The sequence below is a fragment of the Peribacillus sp. NPDC096540 genome (assembly GCF_050278525.1).
Classification (GTDB): domain Bacteria; phylum Bacillota; class Bacilli; order Bacillales; family DSM-1321; genus Peribacillus.
Genome location: NZ_JBNNTG010000035.1, coordinates 17,268 through 32,822 on the forward strand (window position 1 = coordinate 17,268; position 15,555 = coordinate 32,822).

13 protein-coding genes and 1 riboswitch are annotated in these 15,555 nt (G+C 36.9%); of the genes, 6 read left to right on the forward strand and 7 right to left on the reverse strand.

All coding sequences use genetic code 11. From position 1 onward, the window contains the following. Positions 1-26: 26 nt before the first annotated feature. Positions 27-3,377: a CDP-glycerol glycerophosphotransferase family protein gene (locus ACQKMR_RS23100; RefSeq protein ID WP_427699381.1), complete on the forward strand. Its 3,351-nt coding sequence runs from the start codon at positions 27-29 to the stop codon at positions 3,375-3,377. Beyond that, on the forward strand, positions 3,359-5,443 hold the full coding sequence (locus ACQKMR_RS23105; RefSeq protein WP_427699382.1) for a CDP-glycerol glycerophosphotransferase family protein: 2,085 nt from the start codon (positions 3,359-3,361) through the stop codon (positions 5,441-5,443). Before ACQKMR_RS23100 ends, ACQKMR_RS23105 begins: the two co-directional genes overlap by 19 nt. Positions 5,444-5,506: 63 nt before the next feature. Continuing rightward, positions 5,507-5,709: riboswitch (cobalamin riboswitch) on the forward strand. Between the two features lie 330 nt (positions 5,710-6,039). Here ACQKMR_RS23105 and ACQKMR_RS23110 read toward each other — a convergent pair. From ACQKMR_RS23110 to ACQKMR_RS23135, 6 genes are all read right to left on the reverse strand, one after another. Continuing rightward, positions 6,040-6,228: a hypothetical protein gene (locus ACQKMR_RS23110; protein ID WP_427699383.1), complete on the reverse strand. Its 189-nt coding sequence runs from the start codon at positions 6,226-6,228 to the stop codon at positions 6,040-6,042. Between the two features lie 89 nt (positions 6,229-6,317). Next, complete coding sequence (locus ACQKMR_RS23115; protein ID WP_053344892.1) at positions 6,318-6,521, reverse strand: YheE family protein; 204 nt, start codon at positions 6,519-6,521, stop codon at positions 6,318-6,320. 59 nt (positions 6,522-6,580) lie between these two features. Continuing rightward, on the reverse strand, positions 6,581-7,777 hold the full coding sequence (locus ACQKMR_RS23120) for a YheC/YheD family protein (protein WP_427699384.1): 1,197 nt from the start codon (positions 7,775-7,777) through the stop codon (positions 6,581-6,583). Further along, a complete protein-coding gene (locus ACQKMR_RS23125) occupies positions 7,774-9,141 on the reverse strand; it encodes a YheC/YheD family protein (protein ID WP_427699385.1) in 1,368 nt (455 codons plus the stop codon). The genes ACQKMR_RS23120 and ACQKMR_RS23125 overlap by 4 nt, the downstream gene beginning before the upstream one ends. Positions 9,142-9,144: 3 nt before the next feature. Beyond that, positions 9,145-10,215, reverse strand: coding sequence for a YheC/YheD family protein (locus tag ACQKMR_RS23130; protein ID WP_427699386.1), 1,071 nt, complete (start codon positions 10,213-10,215; stop codon positions 9,145-9,147). Between the two features lie 16 nt (positions 10,216-10,231). Further along, positions 10,232-11,593, reverse strand: a complete 1,362-nt coding sequence (locus ACQKMR_RS23135; RefSeq protein ID WP_427699387.1) for a YheC/YheD family protein — start codon at positions 11,591-11,593, stop codon at positions 10,232-10,234. Between the two features lie 137 nt (positions 11,594-11,730). Between ACQKMR_RS23135 and ACQKMR_RS23140 the strand changes: the two genes are divergently transcribed. The 4 genes from ACQKMR_RS23140 to ACQKMR_RS23155 all read left to right on the forward strand — a co-directional run bounded on the left by ACQKMR_RS23140 (position 11,731) and on the right by ACQKMR_RS23155 (position 14,976). Then, positions 11,731-12,870, forward strand: a complete 1,140-nt coding sequence (locus ACQKMR_RS23140; protein ID WP_427699388.1) for a DUF445 domain-containing protein — start codon at positions 11,731-11,733, stop codon at positions 12,868-12,870. A 73-nt stretch (positions 12,871-12,943) separates the two neighbouring features. Further along, entirely contained in the window at positions 12,944-13,297 is a 354-nt protein-coding gene (locus ACQKMR_RS23145; RefSeq protein WP_053344898.1) for a YlbF family regulator, read from the forward strand. Positions 13,298-13,454: 157 nt separating this feature from the next. Then, on the forward strand, positions 13,455-14,321 hold the full coding sequence (locus tag ACQKMR_RS23150) for a Cof-type HAD-IIB family hydrolase (protein ID WP_427699389.1): 867 nt from the start codon (positions 13,455-13,457) through the stop codon (positions 14,319-14,321). A 394-nt stretch (positions 14,322-14,715) separates the two neighbouring features. Continuing rightward, the gene (locus ACQKMR_RS23155) at positions 14,716-14,976 is read left to right on the forward strand and encodes a transcriptional regulator SplA domain-containing protein (protein WP_427699390.1); all 261 of its coding nucleotides are present in this window, start codon (positions 14,716-14,718) and stop codon (positions 14,974-14,976) included. 69 nt (positions 14,977-15,045) lie between these two features. On the opposite strand, the gene ACQKMR_RS23160 is transcribed toward ACQKMR_RS23155, so the two are convergent. Beyond that, a complete protein-coding gene (locus ACQKMR_RS23160) occupies positions 15,046-15,507 on the reverse strand; it encodes a DinB family protein (RefSeq protein ID WP_427699391.1) in 462 nt (153 codons plus the stop codon). Positions 15,508-15,555: the final 48 nt, after the last annotated feature.

Sequence of the window (15,555 nt, forward strand, 5' to 3'; positions counted from 1 at the left end):
ACTACATTGAAAAAGGTGAAAAATAAGTGGAAACAATTAATGCTACCAGCTTTAACATATATGGTTCGGATGTTGAGATAATTATAGATGCAAATTTAGAATTAGCCGATATAATACTTAAAAATAATGATACGAAAGAAGAGTGGATTTACGAGGGTGTCATATGTAAGAATTTGAATGATAAAACACGTTTGACAATACCACTTGAAAATATGAGAAGGTCGGATGCTAGGAGGACAACTTTTACTATTTTACTTAAAGTGAATGAAGAACTGTTTAAACTAGTTAAACCTACTATTAAAAGAAAGAAAAAGCGTAGTTTCGCGCGATCGTATTACCAACTTTCAAGAACAGAGACTGCTGCTATCTTTCTGAATAAAAAAAATAACTTAAGTCTAATGTACGGTAACTCATCCAGCGTATTTCGTTCTTTATGCAAAGTAGTCTCGGAAACTATACAGGTTACCGATATAGAAGTAATCGGGGAAAAGGCAAGGTTTTATCATAATGAAGGTGAGTTAGGTAATCTATTTCTGACACTTTACGACTCTATCAATCAAAGTTTCTCGGCAATTGGAGAGGCTGTGAGTGGGAAAAATGTCATTGATGTAGATGTTTCAAAACTTGCTGAAATTCCTTTGGAATCTGAATTGTATGTTGAAATGAAAATCGGAAAAGTCTTGAAATCCTACAAAGTTCAGTTTGATTCAAGACTTATTAATCAACACAATGAACTCGCATTTATCGAATTAAATCAGGTCACTGACTCTTTAGAAAGTTATGAAACTCTATATTTTGAGGAACTTGAAGTAAGACAAGGTCAACTTCTAATTCAACTAAAGGAACCTTTATGTAATCCTGTTTCTGTTGTTTTTGAAAAAAGTACTTCGTTAGAGTGGCTACAATCAAACCAATTTAAGATTGATGGACAACAATTAATAATTGATTTGAAGACAATTTTTAACAACAGCTTTTTTAAAGAAAACCAAAAATGGAAACTTTACGTGAAAGAGAAAATATCAGGGGAAATACAATTAAGTAAATTTAAGCCGATTTCAAAATGCAAATACCTTCAACTCGAGCAGGTACCGATTGAGTACGTAAACTTTCAGGCTAATGTTTATATCACTCCTAAAGCGGAGCTGGCAATTTTATTAGGAAAGGAAGAAGATGTCCATAATGCAAGTTTCTACGTTACAAAGAGTAGACTTTCGATATATGACATAAAATTTAGCAACTACGAATTGACTTTTTCGATAGAAGATATCCAAGATACTGTGATAGAGAAAGCGCAATTAGTGTTGAAGAATAGAAAAAATGGTGAAGTGAAAAAAGTGGTTGCGACCACTAAAAAAACCTCTCATCATCTAGAGGTTCAATCAGACTTACATGAATTTATTAGTAGTATGGTAACTCCTTCAAGGTGGGATGTTTCCATTGAAATAATGTATGCCAATATAATGGAAGTAAACCGGATTGGCTGTTACGATCAGAGGAAACTCTCAGTTGAGGAAAGGTATTTACCTTCAGTTCAGACTGATGAGGAGAATGTATTCACTCCATATTTAACATCAAGGAACGAACTATCCTTTGTTTATAGTTCAGAGTTTGCACTTAGGCATGAAAAATTAAAGTCAATTGTTTCAATAAAAAATGTTGTTCTAAATAAGTCGATTCTAGAAATCGAAGTTATGCTCTCCTTGCCTGACGTTCAAAACTATACAGTTAAAGGGATGTTACTAAAGCACCGTAACAGTCAGACATATAAGCATTATCCAGTGAATATAAAGGAAAGCGTGACCAGTAAAATCAACTTGAATGAACATGAATTTGAACAATTTTATTGGGATTTCTATTTATTAGTTGAAGTAGAGGGCGAAGATTATGAGCTCAAGCTTAGACGTCCATCAAGAAAAGTCCGGAAAAAATTGAATCGGACAATAAGAGATTATTCATTTCAAAAAGAGGACGACCATGTTGTTTATCCTTACATCACAAGAAGCAATTCACTTGCTTTAACGTATCGAATAAAAAGTACGTATGAAGCACCAAGTTTTAAAAGGAAAGAAAAAATTGCTTACTATGTTTATAAAATGTTTAAAAAGTATTATGAACAAAAAAATATTTGGCTTGTTTACGAGAAATTGTCAGAAACGGCTCAAGATAATGGGTACCACTTTTTCAAATATTGCTATAATAATAAACCGGAGAGAAATGTCTATTATATTATAAAAAAAGATTCTCCTGATTTAGCTAACCTTAAAGGGTTTGAGGATAAGGTTATTTACTTTATGAGCTTAAAGCATTTGGTCTATTTATTAGCCGCTAAATTACTAATAGCTTCTGAAACAAAGGGACATGCTTATGTTTGGCGGGTTCAAAAAGGAAAAGTAATGGAGTATCTTAGGAGAAAGAGAATTGTCTTTTTACAGCATGGAGTTCTTGGCTTAAAGAAGATTGATAGTACGTTAAATAAAGGTTCATCGGAAGAAGTAGATTTGTTTGTCGTCTCTTCGGATTTCGAGAAAGAAATTGTGAAAAAATATTTTGGGTATAACGAGAGGGACATCATCGTTACCGGTTTAAGTCGATGGGATGATATAAACAAAGAAGAGACTAAGGTCAAACAGCAAATTTTCTTAATGCCTACTTGGAGAAATTGGCTTAATGAAGTGTCTAATGAGGAATTTATTGAATCGAATTATTTTAAAAATTATATCGGTTTATTAAATTCGGAGAAATTATTGGAGTTACTTCGGAAATACGACGTAGAATTAAAATTTTACGTCCACCCTAAATTCCAACCTTTTATTGATCAATTTCATACGACTATTGATCAGGTTCAGATTATTAAATTTGGTGATGTAAACATTAGCACTTTGATTCGGGAATCGGCACTTTTGATCACAGACTACTCGAGTATTGCATGGGATATGTATTATCTAGAAAAACCGACTATTTTTTATCAATTCGATCTTGATGAATATACCGAACTACAAGGTAGCTACATGGATATGAACAAAGAATTATTCGGAGACCAAGCTCTAACAATAGATGAGTTGTTAACCTATATCGAAAATAGTATTCGTAACAATTTTAAAGAACAAGACATTTTTAAAGAGAAAAGAAGTCATTATTTCGCAAATATTGATAATCAAAACAGTGAACGTATTTATTCTAGCATCTTAATTAATGAAAGAAGATTAAAGCCAAGGAGAGTTTCTTTCTATAAAAAACTCACAAAAGTGCCATTGCTTAGGAAAATTTGGCGCTGGGCGAAACGTCGGAAAATGACTAGGAAGTTCGCTTTTTCATTAAGAGATCAATTAATGAATCTGAATGAAAGGAGGATACGCCTATGGGACAAGAAAAAATAATCACGATAGATCATTTGGTATGTGAGGACGAAAAAATCACTTTTCAATTTAAAGATTCTAATTCAGTGAAGATTATTGGAATCGAACAGAATATGAAAATTAGATGGACATTCGATACAGATTTAATCGATTCAAAAATTATAATTGACCTTACAAGGTTTATTAAAGAATATTACCAAGCAGCTTCAAGGTGGGATTTGTATTTAGAAACAAATGGGTCCACTTACCGAATTCAAATTAGGGGTGAAGGGGGGGGATATTTCAACTCAATTCCTTCTCTAGGTGTTCACGTAGTTACCCCATACATCACGACAGAAAGCGGCTTAAGCATAGTCATCAAACAACCGACTCATTTGTCCGATGAGAAGCTTTCAGCTAAGGTTTCACTACAATCTTTGAAGTTTAATGGTCCGATTTTAACTGGTACTATGCGTCTTGAAATGAAAGAATCATATGAAATTGTCGGCTTGGTCTTAAAACATCGGGATGTGTCTGATGATAAGCAGTATATTTGTCCAGTGCAAGGAAAGAGTAAGCTTTCTTTTGAAATCAATGTAAAAACTTTTAATTGGCGGCCGTTTTATTATGATTTTTATTTGCTTGTGATAGTTGCAGGAAAGGAACATTATGTACGCTTGAAGAACCCGACATGGTTGACGTGGAAGAAATTAGATAGAAGACTTTATGGTATGTCTTACACGTTTGACAATGGCTTTTGGATTTATCCATACATGACGGCTTCGGGCACCTTGGCCCTTACCTTTAAGGAAAAAAGCAAGTACGAGTCAAATGTTTATTTTTTTAAGGAAGTGCTAGCCTCTTGGGTCTATAATGCACTTCGCCCTTATTTTAACAAAAGGAACATTTGGTTAATCTACGAAAAAACAGCAGAAAGGGCCCAAGATAATGGGTACTATTTCTTTAAATATATTTATGAAAATCAAAAACATCAACAAGCTTATTATATAATTAAGCCTGAATCAGAAGATTATCTGAAGTTGGCTGGCATGAATAATCGAGTCTTAGAATTCATGAGCTTTAAATATATGGTTTATATGTATTCTGCTCAACTGTTTGTTTCGTCTGAAACAAAAGGGCATGCCTATGACATCCGGATTCAAAAGGGACGAATCAGAAAAGCAATGAATTATAAGCCGCTTGTTTTCCTACAACATGGTGTTATCGGTTTGAAAAAACTTAACAGCATTTTTAAAAAATCGAGCATTAATGCACCGAGTCTTTTTGTTGTTTCTTCACCTGCTGAAGGAAAGATCATTCGTAACCATTTTGGATATAATGATAAGGAAATTATTGTGAGTGGACTACCGAGATGGGATGTCATTAATAATAAGGCTACGGGCAATAGTATTTTAATGATGCCGACATGGCGAGTTTGGCTTGAAAACTTATCATACGAGGAAGTGGCAAACAGTGAGTATGTTCAGGCGTTCAAGGCATTTTTAGATTCATCGGAATTACACAAACTTTTGGAACAACATGAATTGACGCTTTACTTTTATCTACATCCAAAATTCAAGGATTTCATTGACCATTTTGAAATCAATCATAACAGAGTTGTTATTTCCAATGAACAGAGCTTAAACTCCTTAATGATGGAATCCTCTATGTTGATCACAGATTACTCAAGTGTCTCCTGGGATATGTTTTATCAGAAAAAGCCGATTATATTCTACCAGTTCGACCTGGATACATACAATAAGTATCAAGGTAGTTATATGGATTTTGATGATGAGCTATTCGGTGATCAAGTGTTCACTACAGAGGACTTGATAGCGACTATTAAAGAATATGCAGAAGCCAACTTTAAGGAAAAGCAGCTATTTAATCATCTAAGAGAAACGTATCTTCCATACATTGATAAGTCTAATAGTCAACGTATATATAATGAGATTCAATCAAAGCAAGGTTTACTAAAAAAAATAAAGCGCAAGCAACTGCTTTCTAGAGTGTTAAGTAATCATGGCATACGGTTCCTTTGGGGCAAACTCAAAAGCGTGAAAACCGTAAAGCGTGTAGGAGAAAGAATTCGCTTGAAAATTAAATAAAAAGTTTTGCACTTAAGCACGCATTGTAATTTTAGGGGAAATTTAATAATTTAAACTGAAAATTTAATACGTCTAGAAATGGGTGCAGATAATAATATTTTGAAGATTATATGCTTAAAAGGGAAGTCCGGTTAGAATCCGGCGCTGTCCGGCAACTGTATATGAGAGCGTTTCGAGTAATGCCACTATCTTCTGCCAAGGGGGATGGGAAGGTTCGAAAAGCGATGATCATGAGCCAGGATACCTGCCTGTTTTTAGTACAACATCAAAAGCCTACGAGGATAGGCGGTATTGGATCCGAGAATTGACAAGAACATGTTTTTCATTTTTTCATTTTTGGGGAAATGGAAAATACATGTTTATTTTTGTTATGTTTCGTTTGCACTTCAACAACTTCTAATCGGGAAGTTGTTGTTTTTTTAGAAGTAAACCGTTGCAGCACGATTTAACAAAATAATAATGTAATCTCGTCTGCCTATTGAATAGGAGAAAAGTTTTCTTTATGAACGAAATTCAAAGGGGTTCCATGCATGTTTGGAACAGTTAGATACTTTACAGATTTTAAAAAGGAGCCACCTAAGGAGGCTCCAACCTTATTATTTATTTTTGTTTGGATCGGTTTCATCATAAAAATCATGTGCTTCTTCAATGTTTTGAAGGTCAGCAGCTGCATAAACATTCCCGCCAGCTAGTCCTTCATTGATGTAACGGTCGATGTCTAAGAAAGCAGAGTTCTTGCCTTCATATTCGGTATCCTTTAAAAATGTGAATTCATCTTTATCCAAAAGAAATCCCTCCTAGCCTGTTTTTTATAGTGTAGGCAAAAGAGGGCTTTTTATTCTCTCATGAATGATATTAGGAATTTAGCTTTAACTTATTCATATACATGATAGACCATTAAGTCATGTATGATGCTTTTGAGCTTAGCTTCGTCTGTTTCTGAAGGGGGATTGGCAGTCCATTCGATGGACCCGTCTTTATGGTATAAGGCTTGGACGGCCTGCTTGTTAAAGTAAAAGGAAATTTTCCATCCTGGTAAATTTTTATGTAATGGTGTCCATTGAAAATGAGTAATCATATGTATAACCTCCATAAACTGTCTCTCATTTCATTATAATGGAAAACGGCAAATGGAAGTTATTTTCTTGTTCGATTTAATAAAGTTAATTCAATAAACAGGTTTTTCAAATGCAAGAGTCTACTTGCTTCAATTTCTTCTTCATCAAATTGCATGGGTTTAGAGTTTACTTCGTAAATAAAAAGTGATCCTGTTGAATCTTCGCCAATATCAATGGAGAATTCCCCGAGAAAGCCGAATTTCTTCGAAAGAATCAAACCGCATTTTTGAGCGATGTCCGCCAACTTCCGATTTAATTTCCTCGATTGCAAGTTTTTGTAAGGGAAAAGTTTCCCGCCTCTTGGAGTATGGGTTGTGATTTCCTGGGTTTGTGACATTCGTACAGCCTTGCCAGTAATTTTATAGAACCCATTTTCATAATGAACGAGAACTCGGTAATCATAACGATGCCCATTCAGTTTCTTTGGTATAACTGCTCGTTGGGCGAGATAGACTCTTCTCATCAGAAGTAATTTTTTATGTTCCCAAAATGAGGAGAAATCTGGGAAGGATTCACTATGTGTTAGGCTATTAAACTGAAGAGTATCGTCAGGATTTTCGATTAGTGTGTAAATACCTTTCCCTTGGCTTCCTTTGCATGGTTTTAGGTAAATATGCTTGTGGGATTTTAAAAAAGCCCTCAGCCCATCGCAATCACTTAGGATAATTGTTGATGGAAGATGGTTAGTGAGGGACCCATCTTCCATCAATGCTTCATACATCATATATTTATCTAAAAAACAAGGATTGAAAAGGTTCATACTATGATTTTTAAAGTAGTTGATAAGCTCTTGAAAATCCTCTGATGATTCGAAGCCCCTTGAGGGAATTCGGTTATAAACTATATTGGGAAGCGGCATCTTAACCTCGATCCATTTGTTTGAAATGGAGGAAAAAAGGAAGCCTTTTACTGGGATGGAATGAAAGGACTCAACCGTAAATACAAACACTAAAATCCCATGTTCCAACAAATATAGTGATAAATCCTGAAAAAGTGTCAAGTTTCCCCCTATTCCTGATTCCTTTTTTGGATTTAAAGAAGTTAAAATTCCGACGACGAGCATCCGGCTACCTGGAAAAATAGAAATAGGAATAAGTGTTTGATTATTAGGATTCTGTTTATAGTGTATTTCCTCTTTCTCCGCGCCGGCGAATAGTTGCATACTCTCTTGGTCATGGTACCAGCTTTCAGTTGGAATATCGTAAAAAATATTCATCTTTGAACACCGATAGCATTTGTAATGGTTTGTTCCGTAAGATAAATAGCATAATCAAGGCTGAGCTTTCTCGTTAGCAGCTCGAACTCTTTGAGTTTTGGATGGGAAAAGATTGAACGTCCTGGTTTAGAATTGGCTTCAAACATCCAAACTTGCCCTTTTTTATCTAATCCAAAATCAAAACCGATTTCTGCAATGATGCCATCTAAGTGCTCTTCAATACTTTCACTTAATATTAGGGCGGCCTCCGATAGCTTTCGTTCGACTTCTTTCGCCTCATCATCATCACCGTATAGCTCGGCAATCGTCTTGATGACGCCTCCGCTTTTAATGTGTGTAGTAACGCTTCCAGCACCGGCTATTTTTGCTGCGACGGCGGTTACCTGCCAAATTCCGTTGCTGTCCTTGTTCGTATGCACTCGGAAATCTAAAGGTCGTTTAGAAGAACGAATTAATGGTATGCCCTGCTGAACAATGAGATTATCAAGCGGTAGATTATGAAAGATGTGTTTAACAATGGATTCTAAAGTGGAAAACTTTTGCAATTTATTTTCCTTGGCTTCATTTTTATAGCGACAATAATAGACATTTTCATGTTTATCATAAAGAATTTGGTGAATCCCAAGCCCAAGGCTGCCATGAATAGGCTTTATATAAACTTGGCGGTAATGAGAAAGCAGAGTTTCGACGACGGACAGAGAATGAAAAGGATACGTTTCCGGTAAAAAAGGAAGTGCCCGCTCATCCGCACATAACCGTTCATTTACATCCCATTTATTAAAAAAACCTGGATTGTACCAGGGAATTGTATACTCCTTTTGGAATTTACGTTTCACTTCCTTAGGGCCATCCCGGTTTTCCGTCATACGGTTAGGAAGCCGGTCATAAATGACATTTGGAAAAGGAAATTCGTTAATATTCCAGTCATTGTTCTCATAGATATAGCCCTTGATTGTTTCCTTTTCCCAATTGATTACATTTTCACCGAAAACAAAAGGGATGCAGCCTGTTGTTTGACTCAGAGAAAGGAGTTTTGAAAAAAATTCTGAACGTTCCCCGAGCGGTTTGTTTGAAATGCCGGTAAAACCTGATGAAAAAATCCCGACGAGCGGTCCAATATGAATGCTCTTACCGTATATAAATAGATGAAGAGGCATATCGACCTGAGTAAATATTAAAGATTCCGCGAGACTTTCTGACAGGACAATCGTTTGCTTGATTGCGGGATTTTGTTTGACAATGGCAGGACATGAATGCTGGCCGAAATATATTAGTTCAATCTCTGCCAAATCTCCAAGCTCTGATGGATAGAAGAGAACGTTGCCAGGAGTATCGGCAATCTCGGCAGGATAAGTCTTTCTCACTCTCTATTCACCTGCTTTCTGAAGATGATCGGCTAAAAATAGGCTATATTGGAACGGTGCGCGATGGATATCCTTCATCGATTCAGGTTGAAGTGTTTGAATAATTTTCCTGCCTGGTTTTGAGTTAATATCCATTATCCAAATTTGCCCTTTTTTATCAATGCCTAGGTCAATTCCTAGCTCAAATAGCCTTTCAAAAACGGCTTCTGTTTCGGCAGGTAAGGTACGGAGGATATGCTGGATTTTTTGTTCGACAGCAATTGGAATAGATTCAGGATTTTTTTTGATGAAAGCCTCAAGTGAAATAGCTTCCCCACCAGTGGCTAAATTGGAGGTGACTCCATCCTGTTGCCCCAGGCGAATGCCTCGACCCCGTTCCATCCACTGATTTTTCTCGTTTTTTTGAAGTAAAATTCGTAAATCGAAAGGTTCTTTTTTCTGGTTGCAAAGTTCTAAATAAGGCTGACAAAGGTAACTATATCGATTTAATAAATGCTGCAGCCATTTGTTCAGTTGAGATTTAGAGTCAAATTGACGGTCGTATTTGGTGCCCTTTTTTGTCATGGACACCAATGTGCCGCTTGCCGTTTTTGTGAGAAGGTAGATTCCCGTACCACCTGCTCCAAACTCTGGTTTGATAATGATTTTATCCAGACGTTCCAAATGGCCGCTGATTTCTTCAGGTGTGGTAACTTGAAAAGTTTCTGGGAAAAATGCTTCTAGCAAGGGATGGTTTTTTAAAGTTTGATAAACTTCCCACTTTCCTGGAAGGCCAAGACCAAGGAAACTTGAATTATTTTTTAACCAATTGATTTTATCGCGTATTTCCGTCGGCACACGGGATAAGCCATGGGAACAGCGGTCATATACAAAATCAGGGAGATCAAACGATTCTGAGCGCCATGTTTCTTTTTCCGCATCAAAACGTTCTCCACGAACTTTCTTCACATCGATATCAATATTCTCGGGTGTGAATTTACATACATTCATATTAAATGATTTAGCTGCTTTTGCTATTTCAGTAAAATAATGATTTTCATGTGTATCTGAAGTGGCCATTAATCCTATTAACACGTGCCAGCAACTCCTTTTATGGATGGTTTTCTCGGTCAAGAGTAAGCATAAATTCTATAATGGATTTTACTGATGGACGAAAAGTCTCATAGTTGCCTTGAAACTTTTTCGAAGGTTTCGAGTTCACTTCAATAATCCAAGGGTGTGTGTCAACATCAAGTGCTAAATCGATTCCGAGTTCCCCGAATAAATCGTCATGATTTTCTGACAAAGTATGGGCAGTTTTTTTAGCAAGTCGTATAAGCTTTTGGTGCAAACGTCCGGCTTCCTGATGATCAAATACTTCCTTTAAAAAGTCTGAGCCGTTTTTCATCATACCGCCCTGTGCAAGATTGGAAACGATATTACCTGGATCTCCTATCCGGGCAACCATGGAGGTAACTTTCCATTGAAACTGCTCATTTTGATGAAGAAGGATTCGGAAATCCACTTTTCTCTGATCGATTTCAAACAAGGAAATCCCCTTTTGAAGGATGTAGGCTTGTTTTCTGCAGAATTTTTTCAAGGTGTTATACAACTTTTCATTCGTATCCGCAATATGCACATTTTGTATATGTCCGGCTTGCTCGATTTTCCATTTTCCAGCTACTTGTGTTAACCTGCAAATATTCCTGCCTTGACTACCGGAAGATGGCTTAAAATAGATAACAGAATGGTTCTCTAAGAATGTAAAGAAGTCTTCCTTCTCGTTAAAAAGTATGGTATCAGGCAAATTTGAAAGTAGTTCATATTCTAAGAGAAGAAGCTCATGTACATCGAACTTAGAAAGAAACCTTCCATTAAACATCGGGATTGAATATGATTTTAGTTCATTTGTAAACAGCTCAAAGGTGGGTGATTGTTCCATTTTCCGAGAATGAATCCGATTATAAAACATATTAGGGATAGGAAGAGTAAGTGTTTGCCACCCATTTTGCCCTGGCCAATATCCTTCCACTACGCCATCTTTGAGAGACTGTATTCCTACTAAAAAGAATAAGAAGCCTTGTTGATGACAGTAGGATTTCATCTCCTGATAAAATTTTTCCATCTCCCCAAATGTCCCATCTTGCAAGGGAAGTTGGTTGATGAGTGCAGCAAAGAAGGGCCCAATTTTTATTGATCTATCATCCGCATGGAAGGTAACGGAAATTGGGTCTGAAAAAGCAGGCAGGGATAAAATTTGGTTTGTATCAAATGAAAGCTTTATTGTTGGCTGGGATGAAGGAAATGGTTGGGCGAGTACAGGAACGGAACGGCATCCAGCCGTAAGCGTAAGAGGTTCCCCATATTGAAGATCCCACTCCTCGAATAGTTTTTCTTCGATAAACAGTAGCGCCTTCTTTCTAGTGATTGCAGGATTTACCGTAATGAAAATTTTTTGAAATTTAAGATTCATTATAATTCCCCGTTTGCACTAAGTTTGATATCCTTTTATAATTAAATGATGGGCAAAAGTGGATAACACATTCTATGTTTTTTCAATTAGAACGTGTCATTAAGCCTTTATTTCAAGCGAAAAAAGGAGAAATCCTCATGGATGAGTTATGGGTAAAAATACTGTTTATGGTTGTTATAGGTGCCGTAATTGGAGGGTTCACTAATTTATTGGCTATCCGGATGCTGTTTAGACCTTATAAACCAATCTATATTTTCGGGAAACAGCTGCCGTTGACACCAGGTTTAATTCCTAAGCGGCAGGATGAGTTAGCTCGTCAGTTAGGTAAATTGGTCGTTGAACATTTAATCACACCTGAAAGCATTCAAAGTAAGGTCATCAATGAAGCCTCTATACAGAATATGAAAATTTTCGTTCAGGCAGAAGTAAAGAAAGCATTGTCCACGGAAAAAAGTACAACTCAATTGCTTGATCAATTGGGAATGAAGAATTCTTCATTCGCTTTAGAACAGCAATTACAGACATTCGTTCTTGGTAAATACGAAAAATGGTTGGACGAAAATCGCGGCAAGAGCTTACAGGACATCGTCCCATTGCACATTCAGCAAAAAGCGGTGGATTCGATCCCGGATATTTCTCGATTCATCGTAAAAAAGGGAAAAGAATATTTTAACAGTGCAGAAGGTAAGGGTCGCCTAGAAGACATGCTGGATGATTTTTTTAAGGAACGGGGTAAATTGATCAATTTAATTCAGATGTTTATCGGAAATGAAAAGTTAATTGATAAGATTCAGCCGGAAATCATTAAATTCTTCGAACAATCACGAACTAATGATATATTGTCGGCTATGATGGTAAAAGAATTGGAAAACCTTGAGAAATGGGATGTTATGAAAGTAGAAGAGTTGATTGGAAAAGAAGCTATAAGACAGGCGATTACCGATAAAACGGCAGAAATGATACCAGTCAATACAATCATGGAAAAGCCATTTCATGAATTGACTGCCAATTTCTCTGATACGATTGTGGAAAGAGTGGTCCCAATGCTTGTTGAAAAAGGTGCAGACTATTTAATTAATCACTTTCAGCCGTTGTTTCAAAAGCTTCATTTGGATGATATTGTGGAAGAACAGGTGGCTTCTTTTTCAGTTTCTCGACTTGAGGAAATGGTCGTTTCCATCACTAAGAAGGAATTGTCGATGATCACATACCTTGGAGCATTGCTTGGAGGAATCATCGGATTATTCCAAGGTTTTGTAACTGTTTTATTAGGATGACGTGTAATTAGCAAAGGGATTTGTTATAGTTGAAAAGGTGTAGGAATACAATGATTACTGGGAGGGGAAAACCATGAGTAACGTATATGATGCAGCGTATGAAATGGAAAAGGCAATTCGAGCAAGTAATGAATATGCCGACTTGCAACGCTTATATGAAATTGTCAATTCGGATGAAGCAACAAAAGGAATGTTTGAAAACTTTCGAAATCTGCAGATGTCTTTGCAACAAAAGCAAATGATGGGGCAGGAGATTGCTCCCGAAGAGGTTGAGCAAGCTCAAAAAACAGTACAGCTAGTTCAACAAAACCCAACCATCTCAAAATTGATGGAAGCGGAACAAAGGATGAGCATGGTCATTGCTGATCTCAATAAAATTATCATGAAGCCGCTTGAAGATTTATATGGTCTGCCTGAACAACAGTAGTAAGCTGTTGAAAACTCCCTGCCTTTATGGTGGGGAGTTTTTTTGTTGGAAAGTTAGTGACAAATTGCGCGCAAGATCCTCTGAACTTCATTTTGTTCTACTCTTCAAATTTTAGTCATAAATTTGAAAGAGGATACTATAGATGGGGGAGATCACCATGGTATATCGTCTACTTGCGATTAATATTGACGGAACATTGCTCCAGTCGAATGGCCGTTTAAATAAATCAACAAAAGAGGCAATTGATTATGTGCATCAAAAAGGTGTCCATGTTGCACTTGTGACGTCAAGAAACTATCACTCAGCAAAAAAAGCGGCAAAAGCCCTAAAAATAAATCCGATGATCGTTGCTCAGCATGGAGCTTTTGTTGGAGCATCAATTGAGAAGCCCATATTGGTGAAAAGAATTTCAGAAGAATTGACCGTGGAACTTGTTCAAATGCTTGAAAAAGCTACCTGCCAAATTCTACTCATTCATGAAAAATACTCAGTTGGCAATCGAGTCAACCTTCCAGAGAATTTGCTCGGCAAAACGGTTATGTATTTGAATGATCAAAATATATATGCTCAAAATTATGTGGATGATATCAGTGAAGAGCTGATTGACCGTCCAATGGCTCCCACAAAAATAGATATCATATTTTCGGAACAAAGTGACCAAACAGATATGCTAAAACTGATAAAGGATATGTTCCCGGAGGTTGATGTTATCTTACATCCTGGATACAAGATGACGGTTGTTCCAAAGGGTGTATCAAAGTGGAGCGGTTTATTATATTTAGCAGATCATCTAGCGGTAAAAAGAAGTGAAATTGTCTCGATTGGTGACGGGTTAGATGATATGGAGATGATTGCTGGATCTGGTCTGGGTGTTGCCATGGGCAACGCAGATCAGGAAGTTAAGAAAGTAGCGAAATGGGTAACCCGGTCTAATGATGAACACGGTGTTGCCTATATGTTAAGGGAATTTTTCCGTAAACAACATCCGATTGAGTTTTTGCAGAAGATGAATATGCTTAAATGAATAAGGAGACTCCTTCGACCATGAAGGAGTCCTAGACTGTATACAAACTCGATGAAAATCGAGTTTGCCCTACAGTTTTTTTATGGCTTGTACAATTTGAACGTTGATTGGAACGTAGGGCACTCGCTTTCCGCGGGCGGTCCGGGAGCCTCCTCGGCTTGCGCCTGCGGGGTCTCCCCTAGACGCGCTTTTCCCGCAGGAGTCTCGCACCTTCCACTCCAATCAACTTTGTTATAAAATTTAGATAGAACCTCTTTTGTCTACAAACTGAGACTCCTTCGACCATGAAGGAGTCCTATTTAGTTATGTCGTTGGCAAGGTGATTCTTTATATTAATAATTCTAAGCACCCTTCCATAAACTAAAAAAAATCTGTAAAGGAAAGGAAGAATTCAATGGGCATTATCAATGCGAAAGAAGTACAAGTAGGTGACGAGGTATTTATAATTTATAATAATCCCCATGTTCCAACAGTTTCGAATGTGAGGGGTGCAGAAATTGTCCCTCATCCAAAAAATCCAAATGCAGTTGCTTTGTTTCTGAACGATACATTTCATACAATTGAAGATGATGATGCTTTATTTTCTTCAGAAGCTGCTGCTGAAAAAGCATATAACGATTATAGTGGACAACCAGATGACGTAAAGTTGAAGTAGGGTCTCTAATTATCATAGTTTAATGGGTATTAATGAAAAAAAGCCTCACGCTATGAAAAGCGGGGGCTATTATTTTTGGTCTGCATTAATCACTCGTAACATCGCGTGAATTTGTCCCATATGGTACGTTTCGTGGAAAAGTGCAAGATTGACCATTTCGCTATAAGTTGTAAACCCTTTGAATGGTTTCTCCAGTTTTTCATTCAAGCGATCTTCAGGAATGGCCAGAAGGCGATCAAACTGTTCTTTAAATTGCTGAATTAAAACGTCAACTGATGGAACATCGTCTGCCCAGTCAGCCGGACTTGTACCTTGTGCAAATAAAGTAACATAATTGTCTGGCAAGTTTCCTGCTTGCGGATGATCAAGTAAGAATTTTTCTGTTAAGTACAAAGTATGGCCAAGATGCCAGTGAATGTTGTTGTTGAATCCTACTGGCTGAATGCTTGCCAGTTCAGGAGTAACACGATCAATAGCTCTTTCGAAAAATTTCCCTCTAATTAGTGAGAATCGTTTCTGTAATGGATTCATACTAGTTCTCCTTTTAGCTACTCCGGTTTTAATGAAAAAAACCGGAGT

Bases quoted from the DNA above. Each gene is read 5' to 3' on its own strand.
- ACQKMR_RS23160 (WP_427699391.1), bottom strand. From the start codon at position 15,507: ATGAATCCATTACAGAAACGATTCTCACTAATTAGAGGGAAATTTTTC.
- ACQKMR_RS23155 (WP_427699390.1), top strand. From the start codon at position 14,716: ATGGGCATTATCAATGCGAAAGAAGTACAAGTAGGTGACGAGGTATTT.
- ACQKMR_RS23120 (WP_427699384.1), bottom strand. From the start codon at position 7,777: ATGAATATTTTTTACGATATTCCAACTGAAAGCTGGTACCATGACCAA.
- ACQKMR_RS23135 (WP_427699387.1), bottom strand. From the start codon at position 11,593: ATGAATCTTAAATTTCAAAAAATTTTCATTACGGTAAATCCTGCAATC.
- ACQKMR_RS23150 (WP_427699389.1), top strand. From the start codon at position 13,455: ATGGTATATCGTCTACTTGCGATTAATATTGACGGAACATTGCTCCAG.
- ACQKMR_RS23140 (WP_427699388.1), top strand. From the start codon at position 11,731: ATGGATGAGTTATGGGTAAAAATACTGTTTATGGTTGTTATAGGTGCC.
- ACQKMR_RS23115 (WP_053344892.1), bottom strand. From the start codon at position 6,521: ATGATTACTCATTTTCAATGGACACCATTACATAAAAATTTACCAGGA.
- ACQKMR_RS23145 (WP_053344898.1), top strand. From the start codon at position 12,944: ATGAGTAACGTATATGATGCAGCGTATGAAATGGAAAAGGCAATTCGA.
- ACQKMR_RS23105 (WP_427699382.1), top strand. From the start codon at position 3,359: ATGGGACAAGAAAAAATAATCACGATAGATCATTTGGTATGTGAGGAC.